Origin of the sequence: Bacillus pacificus (assembly GCF_020861345.1) — a bacterium.
Taxonomy (GTDB): Bacteria; Bacillota; Bacilli; order Bacillales; family Bacillaceae_G; genus Bacillus_A; species Bacillus_A pacificus.
In genome coordinates, this window is record NZ_CP086328.1 from 408,640 (window position 1) to 429,770 (window position 21,131).

General features: G+C 36.0%; 28 protein-coding genes. 13 read left to right on the plus strand and 15 right to left on the minus strand.

Annotation, left to right across the window (positions count from 1 at the left end; all coding sequences use genetic code 11):
- Nucleotides 1–121: 121 nt before the first annotated feature.
- Nucleotides 122–565: a hypothetical protein gene (locus LMD38_RS01975; RefSeq protein ID WP_016718824.1), complete on the plus strand. Its 444-nt coding sequence runs from the start codon at nt 122–124 to the stop codon at nt 563–565.
- A gap of 23 nt (nt 566–588) precedes the next feature.
- Here LMD38_RS01975 and LMD38_RS01980 read toward each other — a convergent pair whose 3' ends face one another.
- Nucleotides 589–1,404, minus strand: a complete 816-nt coding sequence (locus LMD38_RS01980) for a YhfC family intramembrane metalloprotease (protein ID WP_061183274.1) — start codon at nt 1,402–1,404, stop codon at nt 589–591.
- 100 nt (nt 1,405–1,504) lie between these two features.
- Between LMD38_RS01980 and LMD38_RS01985 the strand changes: the two genes are divergently transcribed.
- A complete protein-coding gene (locus tag LMD38_RS01985; protein ID WP_061183273.1) occupies nt 1,505–2,236 on the plus strand; it encodes a MerR family transcriptional regulator in 732 nt (243 codons plus the stop codon).
- A 37-nt stretch (nt 2,237–2,273) separates the two neighbouring features.
- Here LMD38_RS01985 and LMD38_RS01990 read toward each other — a convergent pair whose 3' ends face one another.
- A complete protein-coding gene (locus LMD38_RS01990) occupies nt 2,274–2,852 on the minus strand; it encodes a YhcN/YlaJ family sporulation lipoprotein (protein ID WP_062822287.1) in 579 nt (192 codons plus the stop codon).
- 118 nt (nt 2,853–2,970) lie between these two features.
- Here LMD38_RS01990 and LMD38_RS01995 point away from each other — a divergent pair, with 118 nt between their 5' ends.
- A complete protein-coding gene (locus tag LMD38_RS01995) occupies nt 2,971–3,273 on the plus strand; it encodes a YutD family protein (protein WP_000435941.1) in 303 nt (100 codons plus the stop codon).
- Nucleotides 3,274–3,309: 36 nt separating this feature from the next.
- On the opposite strand, the gene LMD38_RS02000 is transcribed toward LMD38_RS01995, so the two are convergent.
- The 3 genes from LMD38_RS02000 to glpX form a co-directional block, all read right to left on the minus strand.
- A complete protein-coding gene (locus LMD38_RS02000; RefSeq protein ID WP_016718822.1) occupies nt 3,310–3,807 on the minus strand; it encodes a DUF1062 domain-containing protein in 498 nt (165 codons plus the stop codon).
- Nucleotides 3,808–4,180: 373 nt separating this feature from the next.
- A complete protein-coding gene (locus tag LMD38_RS02005) occupies nt 4,181–4,447 on the minus strand; it encodes a DUF3055 domain-containing protein (RefSeq protein WP_000392606.1) in 267 nt (88 codons plus the stop codon).
- Between the two features lie 17 nt (nt 4,448–4,464).
- On the minus strand, nt 4,465–5,436 hold the full coding sequence (gene glpX / locus LMD38_RS02010; protein ID WP_000439091.1) for a class II fructose-bisphosphatase: 972 nt from the start codon (nt 5,434–5,436) through the stop codon (nt 4,465–4,467).
- A 147-nt stretch (nt 5,437–5,583) separates the two neighbouring features.
- Between glpX and LMD38_RS02015 the strand changes: the two genes are divergently transcribed.
- The 3 genes from LMD38_RS02015 (at nt 5,584) to LMD38_RS02025 (ending at nt 7,602) form a co-directional block, all read left to right on the plus strand.
- Nucleotides 5,584–6,024, plus strand: a complete 441-nt coding sequence (locus tag LMD38_RS02015) for a DUF86 domain-containing protein (protein ID WP_000274011.1) — start codon at nt 5,584–5,586, stop codon at nt 6,022–6,024.
- Between the two features lie 71 nt (nt 6,025–6,095).
- On the plus strand, nt 6,096–6,728 hold the full coding sequence (locus LMD38_RS02020; RefSeq protein WP_061183271.1) for a helix-turn-helix transcriptional regulator: 633 nt from the start codon (nt 6,096–6,098) through the stop codon (nt 6,726–6,728).
- Between the two features lie 109 nt (nt 6,729–6,837).
- Nucleotides 6,838–7,602 carry a TIGR01457 family HAD-type hydrolase gene (locus LMD38_RS02025; protein WP_000276467.1) on the plus strand — a complete coding sequence of 255 codons (765 nt, stop codon included), beginning with the start codon at nt 6,838–6,840 and terminating at the stop codon, nt 7,600–7,602.
- Nucleotides 7,603–7,827: 225 nt separating this feature from the next.
- Here the strand turns inward: LMD38_RS02025 and LMD38_RS02030 are convergent, their stop codons facing one another.
- From LMD38_RS02030 to LMD38_RS02050, 5 genes are all read right to left on the minus strand, one after another.
- Entirely contained in the window at nt 7,828–8,403 is a 576-nt protein-coding gene (locus LMD38_RS02030) for an NAD(P)H-dependent oxidoreductase (RefSeq protein WP_062822288.1), read from the minus strand.
- A 544-nt stretch (nt 8,404–8,947) separates the two neighbouring features.
- Nucleotides 8,948–9,763 (minus strand): HAD family hydrolase, encoded by an 816-nt coding sequence (locus LMD38_RS02035; protein ID WP_000575371.1) that lies wholly within the window; start codon nt 9,761–9,763, stop codon nt 8,948–8,950.
- Nucleotides 9,760–10,872, minus strand: a complete 1,113-nt coding sequence (locus tag LMD38_RS02040) for a cysteine protease StiP family protein (protein ID WP_014893436.1) — start codon at nt 10,870–10,872, stop codon at nt 9,760–9,762. Before LMD38_RS02040 ends, LMD38_RS02035 begins: the two co-directional genes overlap by 4 nt.
- A 5-nt stretch (nt 10,873–10,877) precedes the next feature.
- A complete protein-coding gene (locus tag LMD38_RS02045) occupies nt 10,878–12,224 on the minus strand; it encodes a phosphoribosyltransferase family protein (protein ID WP_228920168.1) in 1,347 nt (448 codons plus the stop codon).
- Nucleotides 12,169–13,272 (minus strand): HpcH/HpaI aldolase/citrate lyase family protein, encoded by a 1,104-nt coding sequence (locus tag LMD38_RS02050; RefSeq protein ID WP_001106073.1) that lies wholly within the window; start codon nt 13,270–13,272, stop codon nt 12,169–12,171. The genes LMD38_RS02045 and LMD38_RS02050 overlap by 56 nt, the downstream gene beginning before the upstream one ends.
- 161 nt (nt 13,273–13,433) lie before the next feature.
- On the opposite strand from LMD38_RS02050, the gene LMD38_RS02055 reads away from it, so the two are divergent.
- Nucleotides 13,434–13,913, plus strand: a complete 480-nt coding sequence (locus LMD38_RS02055; RefSeq protein WP_016718818.1) for a GNAT family N-acetyltransferase — start codon at nt 13,434–13,436, stop codon at nt 13,911–13,913.
- A gap of 20 nt (nt 13,914–13,933) precedes the next feature.
- Here the strand turns inward: LMD38_RS02055 and LMD38_RS02060 are convergent, their stop codons facing one another.
- Nucleotides 13,934–14,425, minus strand: a complete 492-nt coding sequence (locus LMD38_RS02060) for a phosphatidylglycerophosphatase A family protein (protein WP_000665103.1) — start codon at nt 14,423–14,425, stop codon at nt 13,934–13,936.
- Between the two features lie 120 nt (nt 14,426–14,545).
- On the opposite strand from LMD38_RS02060, the gene yutH reads away from it, so the two are divergent.
- Nucleotides 14,546–15,547 carry a spore coat putative kinase YutH gene (yutH, locus tag LMD38_RS02065; RefSeq protein ID WP_016718817.1) on the plus strand — a complete coding sequence of 334 codons (1,002 nt, stop codon included), beginning with the start codon at nt 14,546–14,548 and terminating at the stop codon, nt 15,545–15,547.
- A 61-nt stretch (nt 15,548–15,608) separates the two neighbouring features.
- Here the strand turns inward: yutH and LMD38_RS02070 are convergent, their stop codons facing one another.
- The gene (locus tag LMD38_RS02070) at nt 15,609–15,824 is read right to left on the minus strand and encodes a hypothetical protein (RefSeq protein ID WP_014893439.1); all 216 of its coding nucleotides are present in this window, start codon (nt 15,822–15,824) and stop codon (nt 15,609–15,611) included.
- Nucleotides 15,825–16,018: 194 nt separating this feature from the next.
- Nucleotides 16,019–16,255, minus strand: coding sequence for a NifU family protein (locus LMD38_RS02075; RefSeq protein ID WP_000431159.1), 237 nt, complete (start codon nt 16,253–16,255; stop codon nt 16,019–16,021).
- Between the two features lie 206 nt (nt 16,256–16,461).
- On the opposite strand from LMD38_RS02075, the gene LMD38_RS02080 reads away from it, so the two are divergent.
- The 5 genes from LMD38_RS02080 (at nt 16,462) to LMD38_RS02100 (ending at nt 19,963) form a co-directional block, all read left to right on the plus strand.
- Nucleotides 16,462–16,770 carry a YuzD family protein gene (locus tag LMD38_RS02080; RefSeq protein WP_000248590.1) on the plus strand — a complete coding sequence of 103 codons (309 nt, stop codon included), beginning with the start codon at nt 16,462–16,464 and terminating at the stop codon, nt 16,768–16,770.
- Nucleotides 16,739–17,614, plus strand: coding sequence for a nucleotidyltransferase domain-containing protein (locus tag LMD38_RS02085; RefSeq protein WP_080454399.1), 876 nt, complete (start codon nt 16,739–16,741; stop codon nt 17,612–17,614). The genes LMD38_RS02080 and LMD38_RS02085 overlap by 32 nt, the downstream gene beginning before the upstream one ends.
- Before the next feature lie 74 nt (nt 17,615–17,688).
- Nucleotides 17,689–18,366 carry a CPBP family intramembrane glutamic endopeptidase gene (locus tag LMD38_RS02090; RefSeq protein ID WP_062822291.1) on the plus strand — a complete coding sequence of 226 codons (678 nt, stop codon included), beginning with the start codon at nt 17,689–17,691 and terminating at the stop codon, nt 18,364–18,366.
- Nucleotides 18,367–18,479: 113 nt separating this feature from the next.
- Nucleotides 18,480–19,148 carry a hypothetical protein gene (locus LMD38_RS02095; protein ID WP_061183226.1) on the plus strand — a complete coding sequence of 223 codons (669 nt, stop codon included), beginning with the start codon at nt 18,480–18,482 and terminating at the stop codon, nt 19,146–19,148.
- Between the two features lie 11 nt (nt 19,149–19,159).
- On the plus strand, nt 19,160–19,963 hold the full coding sequence (locus LMD38_RS02100; protein WP_061183227.1) for a leucine-rich repeat domain-containing protein: 804 nt from the start codon (nt 19,160–19,162) through the stop codon (nt 19,961–19,963).
- A gap of 2 nt (nt 19,964–19,965) precedes the next feature.
- Here the strand turns inward: LMD38_RS02100 and LMD38_RS02105 are convergent, their stop codons facing one another.
- Together LMD38_RS02105 and LMD38_RS02110 are read right to left on the minus strand one after the other, a co-directional pair.
- Nucleotides 19,966–20,604 (minus strand): DUF4304 domain-containing protein, encoded by a 639-nt coding sequence (locus LMD38_RS02105; protein ID WP_062822305.1) that lies wholly within the window; start codon nt 20,602–20,604, stop codon nt 19,966–19,968.
- A complete protein-coding gene (locus tag LMD38_RS02110; protein ID WP_000858819.1) occupies nt 20,591–21,061 on the minus strand; it encodes an SMI1/KNR4 family protein in 471 nt (156 codons plus the stop codon). Before LMD38_RS02110 ends, LMD38_RS02105 begins: the two co-directional genes overlap by 14 nt.
- Between the last annotated feature and the right edge of the window lie 70 nt (nt 21,062–21,131).

Consider the following 21,131-nt stretch of genomic DNA (forward strand, 5'->3'; position numbering starts at 1 on the left):
ATCTTTCAAGTTGACGCTATATACTTCGACAAATGCGAAAAAAATTCCTTTTTATTGGAAAGTGCATAGTGATTTATATATATGGAAAAGTAATGTGGATAATGAAAATTGAGGTGCCAGTATGAAAAAAATGATATGTATCGTATTCATGATGTGTTTTCTGACGCAAATGTCCACAACATATGCACAATCCAATCAAAAGTTAGGTTATCCAAGTAATCGAAATAAGCCATTTGTGAGCGAAGATGTGTTTTACGAACAGTTAGATAAGAAAATGTATAAAGAATACAATAATGCAGCGTATAGTGTTCGAAAAAAGATTTTATTTAAAGAAGTACCCGATGAAGAACTTTCTTTTCTACAAAAAACAGCCGCGGGTTGTCGGGGTGAAGTGGTGCTTCAAGATTCTTTTATTCACCCTGATCGCCAAGTTTATTTTTTCGCTTCCTTTTCTCAAAATGAAGTAGAAGAGTTACACAAGTACATCGTTATAGATGCAGAAACAAAGAAGGAGCTGCAAAGTGGCAAAAGTTATCATCACTATGATAATCCTTATAAAAAATAACCCACCAATTGGCGGGTTATTTTTTATTCCGGCACACTCATTAATTTCTCTTTCATTTTACGAATAAGAATGATAGCACCAATTGTGAAGAGAAGGGTGATTCCTTCTGCAACAAAGATGTTAATTGTTTTCGTTTGGTAAAGTGCCGCGAAGAAGTCTACAAGTGCGTGGAATAGTATAGCGTACACAAGGAAGATATATTTCTTCTGCTGCACTGCGTATAAAACAAGCATTGTAAAGGCGATTTGAAGCACGAGTGCCATAATTCTTTCTAAGCTACCAAGGAAGTATAAGTAGGCAGGTTGCTGAATTAACATGTCCTGTAGGCGACTTAGTTCCGGCATTTTTTCGACCATCTGGGCGAAGCTACCGTTGTTAATTGAATTCGCAAATATAAGTGCTTGGAATGCAGAGAATCCGCCAACTAAAATGGATTCTATCCCGCCGTGACCTATTCCGTAAGCAAAGCCATCTTTATATTCTTGATATTTTTTTAGTAGGAAGAAGAAGGCAACGAAGCGTCCTAATTCTTCAAAAATACCAGCAGTGAGTCCGCCATAGAGTGCGAAAACAAATGGATTTTCTAAAATTGGAGCGATTGCTGGATTACCGCGCATAAATAGGTGGAATGGTGTTTCGAGAATTTGGGTAAATCCGATAAAGATAAGAACACCAACGCCGACTACTTTCCAATTTATATTATATTTTTTACGGAAATAAACGAGTACAATAATTGGGACCAGAATCGAGACAATGAGTTGAAAGATGATGCTGGCAATTACAGTATTTGAAACCATACTTTCACCGCTTTCTAATATATGTACATATCTATTATGCATGAAATATAGGAGAGATGAAACTTTTTAAGATAAAATGAATTTACTTATTGACTCTAACGTTGCGTCATACTTTATCGTATGTACTAAGGGGGAGATACACATGGCAATGAAGGTAAAAGAAGTAGCTAATTTAGTTGGAATTAGTGTGCGCACACTGCATCATTACGATGAAATCGGGTTGTTAACCCCAGACGAGACGACAGAGTCTGGATATCGTCTGTATTCCAATGAAAATTTAGAGACGTTGCAGCAAATTTTATTTTTTAAAGAATTAGGCTTCCCTTTGAAGAAAATTAAAGACATTATCATGAGTCCATCATTTGACCGGGAAGAAGCATTGCAGCTTCATAAAAAAATGCTTCTTGAAAAGCGGGCTAGGTTAGATAAAGTGATTGCGACGATTGATAAGACAATTCAGCATACAAAAGGAGAGATTGAAATGACGAATAAAGAGAAATTTGAAGGCTTCGATTTCAGCCATAATCCGTACGAAGAAGAAGCGCGTGAAAGATGGGGAGACGCAGCTGTAGATAAAGCGAATGAATATGCGAAAGGTATGTCAAAAGATAATCAAGAAGAGTTTAATACGATTTACAGAAATTTAGCGGCGCTTAGACATGGTGCACCAGATTCTAAAGAGGCACAAGAAGCAATTGGAGTATGGTACGATTATTTGCAAAACTTCGGTGAATATTCATTAGATGCTTTTAAAGGACTTGGTCAAATGTACGTCGCTGATGAGCGCTTTACGAAAAATATCGATAAGTTTGGCGAAGGTTTAGCTCAGTTTATGTGTGATGCGATGGAGGTTTACGCAAATCGTAAGAAATAGTAAAAAATAAAGAAGATGGAGGTTTTCTCCACCTTCTTTATTTTTTTATCATATCATTCAAAGTCTGATCCTCTGTATTGTTCAAATGAGGATTTTTGCTCATTTCACGTTTTAACATATCGAGGCTCTGTGTATATTCTGTATCATTTAATGCGCCAGATTGAAGGCCTTGAATTTGAGAAATCAACTTTTGGTCTGTTGATACATATGCTTTATAATAGCGAGGGACGATGGACAAAGCAGCTCTATATACTTGATCCGCTACGAGTTTTGGATCCGTTGTGTTTGCACGGTATACAACAAATACTTCATCATCGGTAACGAGCGTAGCAGCGTTTGTAACGTCAGGAAGTTTGACTGTCATGCTTGTAATCATTTCAGCGACTTTCTCACGGTTAATGGCTCCTACTTGTTTGTTAGACACTTCATGCTTTTGTTTAGATGAATAACCGACTCTTGTAAGCCGTGTATTTGTATTTTCCGTATGATACATGTCGTTTTTATTGGAAACAAGAACACGACTTCCTTCTTCACGTTCCATTTCGGCTTTATTCGTTGATTGGCAGCCTGCAAATAAGGAAAGAGTGAGAAGAGAAAGGATAATTTGTTTTTTCACGATGTATCACCTCCTTCTCCATAGCATGCACTAATTTTCAATTTTTTGTATTTGAAATTGTTGGTTGGTATGCTTTGTGATACGATAAAAAGAAGAATGCTTAGAGAGGAAGTTAATGATGGAGCAAAAGCAAGAGATTCATGCTACGGTGAGCATTAATAATGTGCAGTACGAAGTAATTAAAAACTTTCGTGACGGTTTTAGTGAAGAAGCATTTAAAGAGCGCTATGCAGAAATTTTAAATAAATATGATTACATCGTTGGGGACTGGGGTTATGAGCAACTTAGATTGCGCGGCTTCTTTGATGATAGTAACCAGCGTGCGACATATGATACGAAAATTAGTACGTTATCGGAGTATTTATACGAGTACTGCAACTTCGGTTGTGCACATTTCGTATTACGAAAAGTGAAGAAATAAAAAAATCCTCTTACGATTGTAAGAGGATTTTTTGCATTATAAACAAATCGAGATACGATCGCCTTCAGAAAGTATTGTATTTGGTTTCATTTGTTGTCCGTTCAATTGAATATCCCCGTTTTTAATTTTATTCACAATGCGTGTACGGCTCCAGTCGGAAATATATGTGGATAAAGTTTTATCCATCCGGTGGGAACCGAAAACGAGGTCTAATACAATCGTAATTTCAGCTATACCATTTTCTTTATGTTGCGTAATGGAAATGGTAGTAGTTGTTTCTAGTTGATCCTGCTGCGACATATCGACTGTTTCAACGTGATCAGTAAATGATTTATAAATACGCAATTTTTGATTCCACGTATGATCTTTCGGACATTTATAAATAGCAAAGCGGTATATGTTTTTTCCGTTGGCGTTATGCCTACGAATATTTGTATCGGTAAATAGGGTAGTGCGTCTGCAATTTTTACAATACTTTTCGATTGTGTTTTGCTCGTTTTCATATAAACTCCAAGAAAGTTGTACTTTCTGCATTTTCCTTCACCTCTTATAGTAGTGGCAAAGAAACGTAATACAGCTATTTGGATGTCTTGTAGTATGAAGACAGGAGGAAAAGACAAAAATAAAAGGAGGTTCCCCAAAGAGGAACCTCCGTAAACATCATACTACAGATGCAATACGTTCCTTTGTAATGGGAATGGGCAGACTACTCCCTTGAAAAAGCATGGTGCTTTTTTGAGAGTAATGCTATCCAATTGCTGGTCCATTACAAAGTAGTTATTGGCATACGTAGATAACGTCCTTTCTATCCAAATAGATTTATTCTTCATTATAACATAAAGATTAGAAAATTCAAAATACTTAAAGCGAAAAAAACACCAGCTAAAAAGCTGGTGCCTAAGATAAATTATATAAGTTCAAATAAAAATGAGCGTAGTTCTTCTGCAATTTCTTCAGTCATAGAAAATGCGTGCTCTAAGTAGCCTGGTTCGTTTAAATCGTCAGCGCCGATGATTGCGAATTTATTACGCTGCATATCAAGGACAATTGTTTTACCGTAATGACGATCGGAGTATAATAGCGCTAAATCATGACGCTCATTTTCTCCCATAAAGCTAACGAAACGAGTTTTTGTAGCGACAGTGTCGTCGTACAGAAAGAAACGTTCTTCCATACACATGGCTCCTTTTATTAAATATCTAAGTTTAAGTGTGGCTTATGATCTAAATGGTGATGCGTTTTAATGAATCGTACTGTTCTTGTTTTGTAACGCATTACGATAGAGTATGTTTCAGCTAAATCTCCGCCTAGGAATTTTACGCCGTCTAATAATTCACCAGCAGATACACCAGTTGCTGAGAAGATTGCGTCATCACCAGATACTAAGTCTTCTAGCATTAGAAGTTGACGAGGGTCTTCTAATCCCATTTCACGACAACGAGCTTCTTCTTCTTCGTTCATTGGAACTAAGCGAGCTTGCATTTCACCTTCAAGACATTTTAATGCTGCTGCAGAAATAACACCTTCTGGAGCTCCACCGATACCTACGAATAAGTCGATACCTGTCCCAGGTAGTGCTGTTGCGATTGACGCACCAACATCACCATCACCAAATAATTTTACGCGTGCACCTTTTGCACGAACACGATCAATAATATCTTGATGACGTTCACGTTCTTGAACGATAACTGTTAGATCGCGAATCTTTTTATTGTTAGCTTCTGCTACAATTTCAATTGTTTTTTCAATTGGATCATCTAAGCTAATTTTACCAGCTGCTTTTGGACCAACCGCGATTTTTTCCATGTACATATCAGGAGCATGAAGAAGGTTTCCTTTATCTGCGATTGCGATAACTGCCATTGCATTTGCAAGACCTTTTGCAACGATGTTTGTACCTTCTAATGGGTCAACGGCGATATCTACTTCTGGACCGTTACCTGTTCCTAGTTCTTCACCAATATATAACATCGGTGCTTCATCAAGTTCTCCTTCACCAATTACAACTGTACCTGCCATGTTTACTGAATCGAACATATCACGCATTGCTGTAGTTGCTGCATCATCTGCTTCGTTTTTCTTTCCGCGGCCCATCCACTGTGCGGATGCTAATGCTGCTGCTTCTGTTACACGGACAATTTCTAGTGCGAGTTCACGTTCCAAGGTTCCATTCCTCCAATTTCAAAAATCATACAAATATAACTATAACAAATAACGGAGAAAAGGTGAATTCGAAAAATTGTCGATTTTTTCAGAAGAAAGCGTTACAATTAAAATGTAAATGCTTTAATTTCCAGGTAGGTGACATTCATGTATTTTGTAGACAGAAAGAAAATAGAACAAATGCTAGTATGTTTAGAACGAGCAACAAGTACATTTCAAGAGAAAAAGATATATGAAACCGAGTTTGAATTTTACGCATTAGAACGCATAGCTCATCTAATGATTGATTGTGTATTAGATGTAGGGAATGCGATGATTGATGGATTTATTATGCGCGATCCAGGAAGTTATGAAGATATTATCGATATTTTAATGGACGAGCGAGTGATAAGTACAGAAGATGGACAAGGGATGAAAGAAATTATCCTTCTTCGAAAAATGCTTACGCAAGATTATATTCAAATGAATCATGATGAATTATATAAGACGATTCAAAAACATATTGCAGTGGTAGAGAAATACCCAGCAAATATTCGCAGTTATTTAGAGAAGGAATTAGGACCTGTATCTGCATTTGTACCAGAATAATTATGCTTATAAGATCCCCAGAGAATGCCTTTTGGGGGTCTTATATTGTATGTGAGGGAGAAGGGTGAAGCATGGGGGAAGCACGTACGACGAAAGATGAAATTGTGCAGTTGTTGAAAGTAAAGGGAGAGCACACCGTAGCGGAACTAGCTGAAATGTTAGAGATTACAGAAATGGCAATTCGAAGACATTTAAGTAATCTTGAGAAAGATGGTTTCATCTATTCCAAGATGGTAAGGCAACATGTCGGAAGACCAACTTATTTGTATGGATTAAGCGAAAAGGGAGAAGATACATTTCCGAAAGAGTATAAGCAATTTGCGATTGATATGCTAGAAGATTTAGCTCGAATGGGCGATGAAAAAATACTTCGTTACGTTTTAAAAGAGAGAACGAAGCGTATGGAAGAACAGTTGCAAAAGCGAGTGAGTAATCAAAAGAATTTAGCATATAAAGTGCAAGAGATAGCAGCTATGCAAGAGAAAAATGGTTATATGGTTCAAATCAAGAGAGATGGAGAGAACTCTTTCGTAATTGAAAAACAAAATTGTCCGTTAAAGGAAATTGCAGAGAGATTCCCGCAAGTGTGTGAAGATGAAAAAGAGATGTATAATCGTTTATTTGCGAACGCAGATGTGAAAACGCTAGCAAACATGTGCGAGGGCGATTGTAGTTGTTCTTACCAAATAAAAGAGAAAAAATGAACGTTATGGGGCGCTTTAAGGTAAAGCGTTTTTTTCTTTTGGAAAAGCGGGTAATATAAGAGTGGTATGATAAGGTGAGAACGTTAGCATAGAAGGAGAGACATAATCGATGTATAAAGGTTACTTAATTGACTTAGACGGTACAATGTATCGCGGAGAAGAACAAATTGAAGAAGCAAGCGACTTCGTCAAAGCGTTAGGAGAGCGCGGCATTCCGTATTTATTCGTTACGAATAACTCAACTCGTAAACCAGAACAAGTGGCAGAAAAACTTGTTCGTTTCGATATTCCAGCGAAAGCAGAGCAAGTATTCACAACGAGTATGGCAACAGCAAACTTCATTTATGAACGTAAACAAGACGCAACTGTATATATGATTGGTGAAGAAGGTTTACACGATGCGCTTGTGGAAAAAGGATTTGAACTTGTAGATGAAAATCCTGATTTCGTTGTTGTCGGTTTAGATCGTGACATCACATATGAAAAATTAGCAAAAGCTTGTCTTGCTGTGCGTAACGGCGCAACGTTTATTTCTACAAATGGAGACATTGCCATTCCGACTGAGCGCGGATTATTACCAGGTAACGGTTCATTAACATCAGTTGTAGCAGTATCAACAGGTGTGGATCCAATCTTTATCGGAAAACCAGAATCAATCATTATGGAACAAGCCTTGAAAGTGCTTGGCATAGAAAAGAATGAAGCATTAATGGTTGGGGATAACTACGATACAGACATTTTAGCAGGAATAAATGCTGGTATGCATACACTTCTTGTCCACACTGGAGTAACAACTGTGGAGAAGTTAACAGAATACGAAGTTCAACCGACGCAAGTTGTGCATAACTTGACGGAGTGGATTGAGAAGATGTAATGAAGAAAGCTGTTCCATACTTTGGAGCAGCTTTTTTCTAATATTTGCGGGTAGCCCGATTGGGGTGGGCTAATATTCAGTTGTAATTAGTGTCGTTTTTTGTCGATAAGTCGATATATTTAGAAAATCGCCGATATAATTTGAGTTGCGCTGATATATTTGGAAAATCGCCGATATAATCTGAGTTGCGCTGATATATTAAAAAAATCGCTGATATAATGTTATTTAAAACGCACGATTCACAACATCTTTAACCTCTTCAAGATATTGTTTACGCACACTATCATCCACAGAAGGGACACTTGTATAGAATGTATGCTCAATTGTTTCAATGCCTGTAAATTCAAAAATACCAACATCCGCTGTTTTCTTCATTGCGTCAAACATACCGCCTGTTGTGTATGCCTCTTTCGTATTTCCCATTGTAGATAATAATAATCCTTTTTTACCGCTTAATAACTTTTCAATACCATTCTCACCGTAAGCATAAGCGAAGCCGTGGCTAAATACACGATCAACGTATCCTTTTAAAATAGCAGGAAGTCCCGCCCACCAAACCGGATAAATAAATGTAATGCTATCAGCCCAAGAGATATGCTCTTCTTTAATATCTGCTGGTGTGTTTCCTTGAGAAAATGAGATGAAATCGGAAGCGTCTAATACTGGGTTGAAGTTTAATTCGTATAGATCGCGAACGCGTACTTCATGACCTTTTTCTTCTAATTCACTTTTTACCGTTTCTAAAATCGCATGGTTGAAGCTTTCTGTATTCGGGTGTGCATAAACGATTACATGTTTCATTGTTCTTCCTCCTATTTGTGGATATGTGAATGGTTTCACTGTAACCATTATTGTTACTTCTTTTGCGAAAGTCAAGTAATACATATGTATAAAAAGACGCCTCAAATCGTCTTTCTACACTCCGCTCATACAAAGAACAAAGAAAACAAATAAAATGATAACAATACCAATGCCGAAGTTAAATACGAGAGTACTATCCATATTATGTAACCTCCTTGTTTGAAAGTAAAAAGCACTCTAGACAAGAGTGCTTTTTTATTTTGAGTCTACTTAAAAACTTTGAAAAAAGGACTCATGCATGTAAAGAGTTATATCATTTTATGTGTTTATGCTTTGAAATGAGTAAGTCCTTGTAAGGTATAGAAAAAAAGACACTCTTTCGAGTGTCTTTCAAGATGACAAAATGTGCCAATTGCTTGAGTTTGATAAGGCGCTAATATCCGTTTTAACGCCTTTTCTTTGATCAAGAAGTGTAGCAACAGCGATTCGAATAAATTGTACCATTTGTTCCATGGGCGTGCGTATGCAATTGTGCATATTTCAATTATGAGGTAGGTGATGAACTGTGAATGATTTGAAGTGATTTACTTACGATTTCTTCTGCGGCATATATGCCGATTGCATCTGTTTTTACAATATGGGGTTGTAAATGATTATATGTTGCCCCTAATTCACCATGAAGTGGTGCAAAGGCATAGTTCGCCTTTTCAAGCATGCATAAATCAAGTAAAGAATCCCCAGCTGTAATAATAGTATCCATTTGTAGTATTTCTTGTATATATTGCACGGCGTCCCATTTGTTAATTGGTTTTGGTACAAAGTATAGTTTCCTACCTTGAAGTGAATGATTCCAGCCCTGTTTGTCTAACCAGGAAGTGAAGGATGATAATTCATCATAAGGAATGTTCTCTCGTTTAATGATGCAATAGTGGAATAAATCATCAGCCGTTTTTTGTGATATAACCCAATCTTTATGAGCGATTTGTTCAAATTCCTTTAGTATATCGTTCCTCTCTATACATTCTACTGAAATTCTTTTTTTTATTTCTTTGTTCCAAGTAACATCTTGCTTACCGTTATGAAGGATATTACCGCCGTTACTTGTAATGGCATATTCAGGAATGATTTCATTTTGGAATAAAGTAATACGTTGAAATTGTTCAATCGTTCTTGTTGTAACTGGGATAAAATATGAATGCAGTTGCAATTTTATTAGTAGTGTAATGGTTTTATATGTTATGAAAGAAATTTCTTTTCCATCTAAAGTTTCAATGAGCTGAATTGAATTATCTTCTATATGAGCACGAAATGATTTACGGGAATAAATAAGTGTCTGATCAAGATCACTGGCGAAAATCATATCGTATTCCCCCTAAGAGGCTTAATGAGTCCGCAACATGAATAAGTCATATTCTCATATATTTCAACAGGGACATTCTTTTCTTTAGCAAGAAGTAAAATATGCTTTAAATCAGGAGTGTCTTGCTTTCGTATTAAAATTTTCCACGGTATTCTCCGGAGTAATACGCGAGTTGTTTCACCGACTCCTGGTTTAATTAGATTAATATCATCAATTTCAAAGTGAGTTTGGATAGATTGTATATCTTTTAATCCTTGCCAAGATGGATCGGTGTATGTTGAAGCAATATAATGTAATTGATTATCTATATGAGAATGAACAGAAGGGAATAAATCTGTTATCTCATCGATAAAGAAATTTGATAAATCTTCTTGTTCTAGCTCTTTATAATATTTAACACCATGAAAATCATTTGGGCCAATATAGGTGTCATTTAGTACAGTGCGGCTAATTAGTCCAGAGACGGTCGCATTTAAGCAAGCACTAGGGATAAGAAAATCTTCGCGTGTACCGTAAATTGAAGTACAGTAACCGGGATCAGCAAGTACAGCCATACAATGAGAAAGGTGTGTATTATTTCTCTCGTTAAATGTATGTACTGCCTGTTCCAATTCCTTTTTTATTGCACCCTTTCCAGTCCAGCCATCAATGAATTGAATTGTTTCTGTAGGATGATGTTCTAAAATATAGTGAAGTGCATTTTCATCGATGCCGCGTCCACGAATAATAGAAATACAATAGTGAGGTACATCAAGGTTATATTGATAGCGTATGTAGCGTTTTATAAGAATACCAATAGGTGTACCAGCACGCGCTAATGAGACGAGGACGAGATTCGTTCCTTTAGTCTGTATAATTTGTTCAGCGACAACTCCGACAGCGATGGCTAGTTTGTGTTTGTAATGTTGCAGGGAAGAAAAGAATAAATCCATATATGCTTTAGATGGTTTATATTCCGTTGGTAACATTTCAGAATAATGTATGCCAGCTTGAATGGCTTGTTCTCTCGTTTCTGTGGAACTTTCTTTCATTAAATCACTAATATCTTTTAATAGAAAAATAGCATCATTTGGATCGTAACTACTAATATGGGAATTTACCTTTACCATAATTATCAACCTTCCTTTTCTATGCTATTTGAAAATGAGACGATATGAATACAAGGAATAACTGTTTGTAACTGCTGTAGAAGAGGTGATAAGGCTTCTTCTCCTACATCACGTTCCATAAACACAAATACTTCATCGTATTCATGGGGTGAAATATTATAAAAGTAATTTGTAATAGTAGAATCTTCGGGATTTGGATAAGAGAAATGATTATGAATGGCGTAGTTCACATCATTTGAAACAGGGTGGATAGGGCTTCGTGTTGTAGATTGATATAAAATATTTTCACCCATTTCAGCAGCAATTTTCATTGGAATATACATAAACTCACCCGTTCCGAGGCAGAGTGTTCGTTTTCCAATTCTTTTTCTTTGTAACATTTTTCCTGCTTCTTGAGCAAAAGAATGAATGTGCTTTTGTTCATATGATGAAATGCCAAAGCGTCCAGTATATTTTATATAATTTGATGTATAGGATAATGCTGGACAAATAATCGTATGTTTTTTGAAATAAGGTTTTGTTTCTTCAATATGAGTATCTGTTTTTGTAATATTCAATGGCTGGCCAGTTGTGTGAATGCGGCCTTCTAATAAAAAAATAACATGAATTTTTATTTGAAGTTCTTCTTCTAGTTGTTTAAATTGTCTTCTATTAGTATTAGAACGCCAGTCTAATAAAGAAGCGATGGTATACTCTTCTCGTGGAAATTGCTGTTGAATAGACCTGATAATATTTAGTACGGTTTTCCCAGTTGTCATCTCATCATCTACGAGAATGATTGGATTGTTGTTTTGAAAAAAGCTTTTATCCACATAACAACGGTGTGATGTTGCATGGGAATGTTCTTCCTCAAATGTAATGACAGATTCGAGATTGGGTATCGATTCCCTAGTTGTATGTACATACTTTGCATTTTGAAAGCATTGAAACATAGAATGGCCAAGTGCTGTTGCTGTTTCAGCGAATCCGATAAATAAAACTTCTTCTGGCAAGGGATATTGATAATAAAATGTTTCTTCTGGAATTTCATCAACTTCTAATGAAATAAGATTTAAAATTTCTTTTTGAAATGGATGAAAAGTATTATGTAGTATTTCCATATATCTTGCAGCGAGAGCAAATCCACTTGCTAGAGAGACTGCAGGTTTAATAGGAAGATGCTTTCCAAGAATTGTACTTACAAATAAAAAACTCCGCTTCTTATTGATTCTCGCAGCCATTTGAAAAAGATTGTCTAATTCTAAGTTATATGGATTATCACGCACTTCTACATGAACCTTTATATTATTCAAAACGTTATACGTGTTGTTTTGCGTTTGTAATAAGGAGATCGGTGAATTGTTTGTTTTCATGTAGCACCCCGTAAATATTAGATTTTAAAATGGTTTTGCGAGCCCAGTTATAATGGGGCTTTACTTCATTCATTTTGTTAGCAAAACTGCTTTTTAGCACTCCGTTATACGTATTTGCATGTTGTAAAATTGACCTTGCGTCTAAATAATCTTCCATTGTAACAATGTGCATTGCTTGTACAACTTTAATATGAGATGGGTGAATGACTGTCTTTCCAATTAATCCATTTGCATGGTCAAGCGATACCTCTTGAATGAGCCCTTCTTCGTAATCATTAGAAAAATATTCCCATACACATCCTGAAATAACATATCCATTTGTTGCTCTGGAGAAAATATTAATAATGTCGGAAATACAATCACGAACAACAGTAATATGATAGATAGGGGTGTGTTTATTACGCCGAATACCAAATATGCTTGAAAAATCAGTAGCACCAATGCGTACATTTAAGATGTAATCACGATAGGAATCTAGTAGATCTTTTATTTGTAACAATGATTTTACACGTGTTTCTCTATACATAATTTCTGGGGATTCTAAAATCGGCATTCCGTAAAGGGATAATGAATATAGCTTGTTTATATAAGCAAGCTGATCGATATAAGACTTTCCATTAACGGGTGTGAATTTTGGAAAGACAAAACCACATAAGCAATGAACCGCACTACCTAATTCAGTAACAATTGTCCTCATTTGACTTGGCTGTCGAACTCTAATAAAAAGAAGGGGGATGTCTGCTTGATTTAGTATGTTAGCACTGACCAAGTTGGCGATTTGCTGTATTTGAAAGACGATATTTTGCTCTGCAAACTTTACTTCCTTATCGCTGATAGAGTCTTCTAGACAAAAAATAATCGAGGTAGCTTCCACATGTTTTTTTCTAATTATATCTTCCGCGATCGTTTCTTTCGTGCCAGGAGTATATAGTGTAGCACCTAATGCGTACGCTAATTGCTCTTTCTCTATATTTTTTGAAAAACTAAGAGGTTCTTTATAGAAAAAATTTTGACGTTCTTCTAAGGAGAGATAAGAAAAATAATTCAAATTGTCACCACCTTATTTCAAATGATTCTGTTTAATCGTAACATAATAAGAAAAATCTTCCATAAAAATAAAGCGAGAAATTAAAAAAACATATTGAGAAAGATGAATTATAAGATGAGTATCGAATATTGTTAGTAGAAATATAATAGGGGGAAGAGAAAGTGGAAATACATGAGCTGACGGTAGAAGAAGCAAATGAGATAAATACGTGGACGTACGAAGAACCCTATAATTTATATAGCTTTTCAGGCGAGAAAGAAGTAATAGAAGAATTGCTAGATGGGACGTATTATGGCTGTTGTGACGATAATGGAGAGTTTATCGGCTATTTTTGTTTTGGGGAAAATGCACAAGTGCCAGGTGGAAGAGATGCTCATTTATATAGTGGAGAAGATGTAATGGATATCGGACTTGGCATGAAGCCGGAGTTAACAGGGAAAGGGCTGGGGAAAATATTTTTTCAAGCTGGGATAGCCTTTGCAGCGAAAGAATATAAGCCGAAAACGTTTCGACTTAGCGTAGCGACATTTAATACAAGAGCGATTACGCTATATAAAAAAATAGGTTTTCAACAAGGACCTATTTTTTTGAGCCGTGGAAGAGAATTTATGCTCATGGAATACGAAAGCCCGTCAGTATGACACTGACGGGCTTTCATATTTCACTCCGAATGCTCAGCTCTATGTGCTAAACGGCTTGAAGCAGCGGCAGCGATTCCACCAACGATATCATCAAGGAATGTATGCACCTTTCCAGTTGATTTATCATTTAAGTATTCTAAAATACCAGGTTTTAATTTATCGATATATCCAAAGTTTGTGAAACCGATAGAACCGTACACGTTAACGATAGAAAGTGCGATCACTTCATCAATTCCGTATAAGCCTTCATCACGTTTTACGATATCTTGTAACGGCTCACTTAACATTCCTTTTTCAGCAAGGACATCGAGTTCGATACCAGTAATTAGTGCATTCTGTACTTCACGTTTTGATAATACACGCTCAACGTTATAACGGCATTCTGACATCTCTAAATTTGGATGATATTTTTTTTGAAGAAAATGAACAAGCTCAGCAATATCATCAATTGTTACACCGCGTTCTTGTAATAGTTGCAATGCTCTTTCTTGTAGTTGATTTGATTCTTTCATGTTTATCACCTTTTTTTCTTTTTAGTATTTGTATACGTTTCGTTGCTTTATCATGTGCATAGGAATGAAAGGCGAGCACAAGCTCATATATATAAAGAAAAACCATAGGTGGCGACTGCGATGATTCATCATATTTATGAGCATTATCATATGCATGTTAAAGAATTAATCCCCCTTGGCCCCTATAAAAGCTTTTGGATTCGCAACAAAATTTATGTACTTGTTCCAATTGGAGAAATGGAGGAAGAAGTACTTGTAGAGATGAAAAAGCTCAGTGATTATATGAACCAGCAAGGGGATATAACTGTAGCGACTTTCGTTCCGACTATACACGGCTACTATGTAAGTGAGATAGAAGAACAAAATTACTGCTTATTAAAAGGTATGCGCGCGTTAGAACGACATGCTATGTCATTAGGAAGTGAGCTTTCTATATTCCATAAACGAGGTGCATTCTTTCCAGAAGAAATTGAGCAATTAAGCCGCATTGGTGAATGGAAAGCGTTATGGGAAAAAAGGCTCGATCAGTTAGAAAAGTTTTGGCAGTCACAAGTGATGAACCACCCTACAGACGTATTCGATCAATTATTTATTGAATCCTTCCCGTATTACTTAGGAGTTGCGGAAAATGCCATTCAATACGTTGTTGATACAGAGATGGATGATACGCCGCAACTAACGGATGCAGCAACCATTTGCCAAGAACGATTCACACCTTTATTATGGCATCAAACGAAGCGTCTCAAACTCCCTTTTGACTGGGTGTATGATCATCCAACTCGAGATATAGCAGAATGGATTCGCTATATGATGATTGAAAAAAAGAAAGACTGGGAGCAAACAATCGTTCAATTTGTTACAGATTATGAACGGAACTATTCGCTATCCTCATTTGGGTGGCGCCTATTATTTGCAAGGCTCCTGTTCCCGCTTCACTATTTTGAAACAGTTGAACGATATTACCAAACTGGAAACGAAGAACAAAAAAGCATATATAGAGATCGCTTAGAAGCCATTTTACACGATGTGAACCGCTCTGAGCAATTTATGAAACATTTTTATGGCTCACTTCGTTTACCAGTTGATAAGCTCGGGATTAGAAAATTAGATTGGCTGTCTTAAAAATATAAAAAAGAGACCGATTGAGGTCTCTTTTTTATATACCACAATTATATGTAATACATTATGCCCCTACCTGTTGATCTGCACATATATTTAAAATGAATTGATGTTGTTCGATTTTTTCATTTACTTTACTCAATAATTCTTGCTGGATTTCTTTAAATAAAAATTGATAGCTCGCATTCCATGTCGGTATAACGGATGAAAGGTCCAATAAATACTCTTTTTTCCTTTCTAGTTCTTGAATTGTTAAAAACGTGTTCCCCATTTTTGGCATGTGTCGTCCCCCTATGTTTTTTACTTTATATGTGTGAACGATTCACTATATAGTATCAATTATCGCATTTTTTGAGAAGGATTTCCAATTTTGTTTTATGATGTTAACGGATAAATGTGATTTGTATAAAAAAAGGAGACCAAATTTGGTCTCCTTTTAGCAAGTGGCTTTGAACGAGCCGCTTCCGCTTTTAATTAAAATACTTGTTCTACTTCGATAACGCCTGGTACTTCTTCAAGTAATGCGCGTTCGATACCAGCTTTTAGTGTGATTGTAGAACTTGGGCAGCTTCCGCATGCACCCATAAGGCGTAATTTTACGATACCTTCTTCAATGTCTACTAATTCAACGTCTCCGCCATCGCGAAGTAAGAATGGACGTAATTTATCTAATACTTCTAGTACTTGTTCTTGCATATGTGGGTTTTCCATTTTTATCGACTCCTTTCATCAGTTTTATTATAATCAAGATAGAGGGGAAAATCTATTTTTTCTGTTCTTGTTTTATTGCCGAAATTTTTTATCATGTTTACAACGTGTTTTTTCAGTATAGGGGTATGGAATGAGTTTGTAAAATGATGTGCTTATGTAATAAGGTATCTGAATATACTGTTAGAACAAGAAGTGGGGGAGAAGAAATGGTTAATGTGCAAGTGTATGGGACGAAAGTAATTTGTGCGAGCTGCGTTGGAATGCCATCTTCAACAGAAACGTTTGAGTGGTTACAAGCGGCGATTGGTCGTAAATATGAAGGACAAGAAAATAAATTTAATTTCGAGTATATTGATTTTCAAGAAGAACAAGAAGATGAAGATAAAAAAGCATTCGCAGAGCGCGTAGTGGAGGAAGATTTATTTTATCCGGTCGTTCTTGTAAATGGAGAAATTGTTGGAGAAGGAAATCCTCGTTTGAAGGATGTTTACGAAGAAATCGAGAAATATTTATAAAGCAGGAAGCCTTTGCGAATTTGCAAAGGCTTTTTTTATTGGAGGGATAGATGTGAAGCATGCGTTACCGAAAGAAGTAGAGCAGTTGATGGAGCAGTACATAGGAGGACTGAAAGAAATTTTTTTAGATGAAAAAATAGTCGGGGTATATATTTACGGATCCATCGCACTCGGTGCATTTCATGCAGAAACGAGCGATGTTGATTTTGTCACGGTAATAAGTGATCCCGTGAATGAAGCTGAAAAACAGCAACTTGTAGAGCTTCATAAGAAACTTAGTGGTAGTACGTTAGGGAAAAGAATGGATGGTATGTATATTCCGCTTGCTGATTTAGGAAAATACAATGATGAAATGAATGAGTACGTGTATTGTGCAGATGGTAAGGCGAATATAGGACATTGGGATATTAATGCAGTCACATGGTGGACATTGAAAAATCAAGGTATTACAGTGATCGGGAAAGAAGCAGAAGACCTTTCGTTCCAAATAAGGTGGGATGATGTAGTAAATACGATGAAATACAACGTAGAACAGTACTGGAGCGGGAAGGCGAAGCAGCCATATTTATTCTTTATAGAAGAATGGGTAGAATCAGCGGTCGTTACGATGGGTCGTATTGTATATACACTAGATCATAAAACAATCGTTTCAAAAGATAGAGGACTACAATACTTGTTAGAACATTCATCGGAAGAATGGGGACCTTTATTAAAAGAAGTAGAGAGAATACGGCAGAATCCAAAAGAAAAGCGAATGCTCTCAAGGTGGAGAAGAGCGGATATGACGAAGAGATTTTTATTGCATTTAATTGAGACGTGTAGAGGGAAGTGGACGATACAGTAAATTGTATCGTCTCTTTTTGTGTTGGAATTGGTATATAATGGTTTTAAAAGTTTGATTATACTGGAGGGGATAGGATGGAAACGGAATTAGTTACATATAAAGAAAAGAATGTACAAATGAGTATGCTAGAAGTAATCGGTATGATCGGAATTATTTTTGGGGTAATGTATGGAATTGGTTATTTGAACTTTTTATATGAATTCTCATTATATCCGTGGTATGTAAATCATCTCATTTCACCCTTCACGTTTTGTATGATTATTGTAATGTATGCACCAGCAAGAAATTACTGTGTGCATTTAATAAAATCAATACAATTCAATAACTCAAAACATTATGTAACAATAATAATGACGATGATCGTATTGCTTATATATCTTGCGGTATTAAATTTAGTTTTACCACATGGGCTTCGTGTGGGTGAATCTAATATAGTAATAGAGCCTACTAAAAATGAAATCATTTTATATGTAGTTGTACTCACGATTTTTGCGCCGATTTGGGAAGAGCTTGTATTCCGAGGGATGTTTTTTATGACATTATCTCAGCGCTTCTCTACACTTAGTAGTGCCGTTATAAGTGCTTTCATATTTACTTTAGGGCATCCCTTTACAGTAGGGAGTATTTTATATATTTTTGGTATAGGGATATGTTTAGCCTACACCTATAAGAAAACAAACAATTTACTCGTTCCAATTGGAATTCATGTATTAAACAATTCATTTAATTTATTAGTAAATTTTCAACTGTAAAAAAGGCGCCTTTTTGAAAGGGCGTCTTTTCTATTTTGTAGTAGGTAGAAAAGGCTTTACAAGTATTATGTAGAGGAAAGATAATAGAAAAAATATGTGTGTGGAGGAAGATGATGAGTAAATATAAATTACATATAGATAGGGAACAATTATGGAAAGGCTGCATCTTAAATTCGATTGCAAATGCAATTTTTGTAGCACATGATCCTGATTTCTCACATGAAAGTTCATGGGATGGATGTAACTATAGTATGCAAGATAGCCAAGGCGGAAGAGGGACAATTACGTTTCATCCGGATTATACGATCGTATGTCTTCAAGATGTGAATAGTGAAAGAATTGATGAGTGGATTGATGCGGCAAATTATTTTGAAGGGGCACCTTCGGAAGTGTTAGAAATTGCGAAAGAGGAAGCGCTTCAATACGTATTGGAAGAAGTAGAAGGTGAAACAGTTCCTTTCATTACAGCAGCATTTTGGATTGATGAGAGCGGTGCATATTCAATCGATTCATTTGAAGAGATGGAAGAGCATGGCGGATTTTTATTGGAAATCCCATTACTTGATACGGAATCAGCGATGGAAAGATTGGAAGAAGAGTATGAGCTAACAGAGGAACAAATAGAGCTTTTACAACTTGTGTATGAGAGAAAAATCAAAAATCCAAACGAGGAAATGATGTTGTCTAAAGAAGAAGTGGCGATGATTGGGACGGATGATGACGAAGGATTGGAAGTATGTAAGGATTCATTTGAAGAGATGAATATTACTTGGGAGTTGTAGTGGAGGATAAAATGTTTCCGATAGGTGATCAGCCGAAGATTACGAAAGACTTAGCGGGTATAGCTGGCGATTTAGGAGAAGTAGCGATTGAGGGGAAAACAAAAAATATAGAACGACTAGCATCTTTGCAAGTTAAGAAATTATGGATTTTCGCAGTAAATCAAAAGCAGTTTGAGCATATTCTTACGTATGCTCGTCCCGATATATTATATGTTTACGAAATGCGGGTCGAGGATTTAAGTAGCCTTCAGAAATTATCAGATTTACAACAGTTGTATATGTGCTGGAATACCAAAGCGAAGACGTTATGGGATATCGCGTATAATAAGCAACTCAAATCTTTACTAATTGATGATTTTTCTAAGCTAGAAGATTTAAGTGCCTTAAGTAAGTGTCCACAACTCAATACCTTTTATATGGGCGGTGGGATAAATACAACGATGAAAGTACAAACTTTGCAGCCACTCGCTGCATTAAAACATTTGAAAAAGCTTACTCTTATGAATTTAAAGGTTAAAGATGATTCGTTAGAACCGTTAATACAATTGAAAAATTTAAAGGAGTTAAGCTTATCTAATCAATTTAAGGTGGAAGAGTATGCAAAATTATCTGTGGCATTGCCATATACGGAATGTGAATTTTTCAAACCATACGTATATATGAACGATGCAATAGAAGGAAAAAATATAATGGTGATTGGGAGAAGAAGACCACTCCTTAATTCGAAAACGGATACGGTAAAGATACAAAAGTATGAAGAGGAATTTAAAAAGTTACAAGAGGAATATAAAGCACTAGTAGAAGGTACAATGTAATTTCACATTGCACCTTCTACTAGTTTTTTCATATACATATCAACTTCACGAAAGAATACCTGCTCTTTTTCCTCGGTATTAAGATGTACAGCACAATGCAAATATTGCTGTAAGTAGTGATTAGCTTGCTCGTACTGCTTTAAATTGTAGAAAGAGAAACAAGTAAGAAGCAGAAACGCTTTTTCCTGTAATATTGGAACGACGGCTAGTACCGAAGTAACGGAATGTATATTTGTTTTTACTAAATTCTCATAAGATGCCCACACTTGAAACCAGTCGAAAATAGTAGAAAGATAATTTGGAATGTCGATAGTTTCATGTGAAACATTATGCAATAACTGGTTCTGTTTCATATGTATAGGCTCTATTCTCGTTCGCAGAATGCAATCGAATATTGAGATGTTTTCTTTAATTAGTAATTGGTCCGTGATAAGCTGCGGGAGACCGATAGGATGAACTCCTATATGTATATAGAAGTCATCTCCAAATTGACTTTTTTGTATGTTAATGAGTTTATAAAATCCGTTTTCAGTTTTGCAAAATGTATGTCTTTTTTTCTTAAATCCAAGCGGTTTTAAAGCAGCATGTAAATTTGCCATGGAACTTTGTACCGCTTTAGAATAAGGCTTACTCTTCATCATATTCATATGTAGTTAAGTTTTGTAAGAAACTTTCAAAGTTAGGTGCTAATTCAATTATTTGCTCAACTTCATTATCAATAAATATAACTGGAGGATTTTCAGCTACATTTCGATAGTCTAATGCAATCCACGTATGCCCGTCCCCCGATAAAAGTACGAGATTCTCAGGCATTTCCCATTCTTGAATTAAATAATGACTCTCTAAAATACTAGATTCATTTTCATCAAAAGAAATGCCATATAAGCCAGACACATTAACGTGATCGTCTGCCCAAGAATTTGGCTCTGAAGTAGGGTGAGCATCAAGGCGCAGTGTTCCTCCATTTTGTTCTTTTAGAAGGTTTATGTATGATTCAGGAAGCTTTACGTTCAGTACTTCTTCTGCTTTTTTGATTAGTTCGTCGTTAATAGGTGCTAGTTTTAAATAATCATCTTCTGTCCAAATTGTAGTCTTCATATTGGATCACCTCAAATAATAGTTTTAAGAATCTTATGTCATATATTATAGTTAGTTTAGATGATGCACA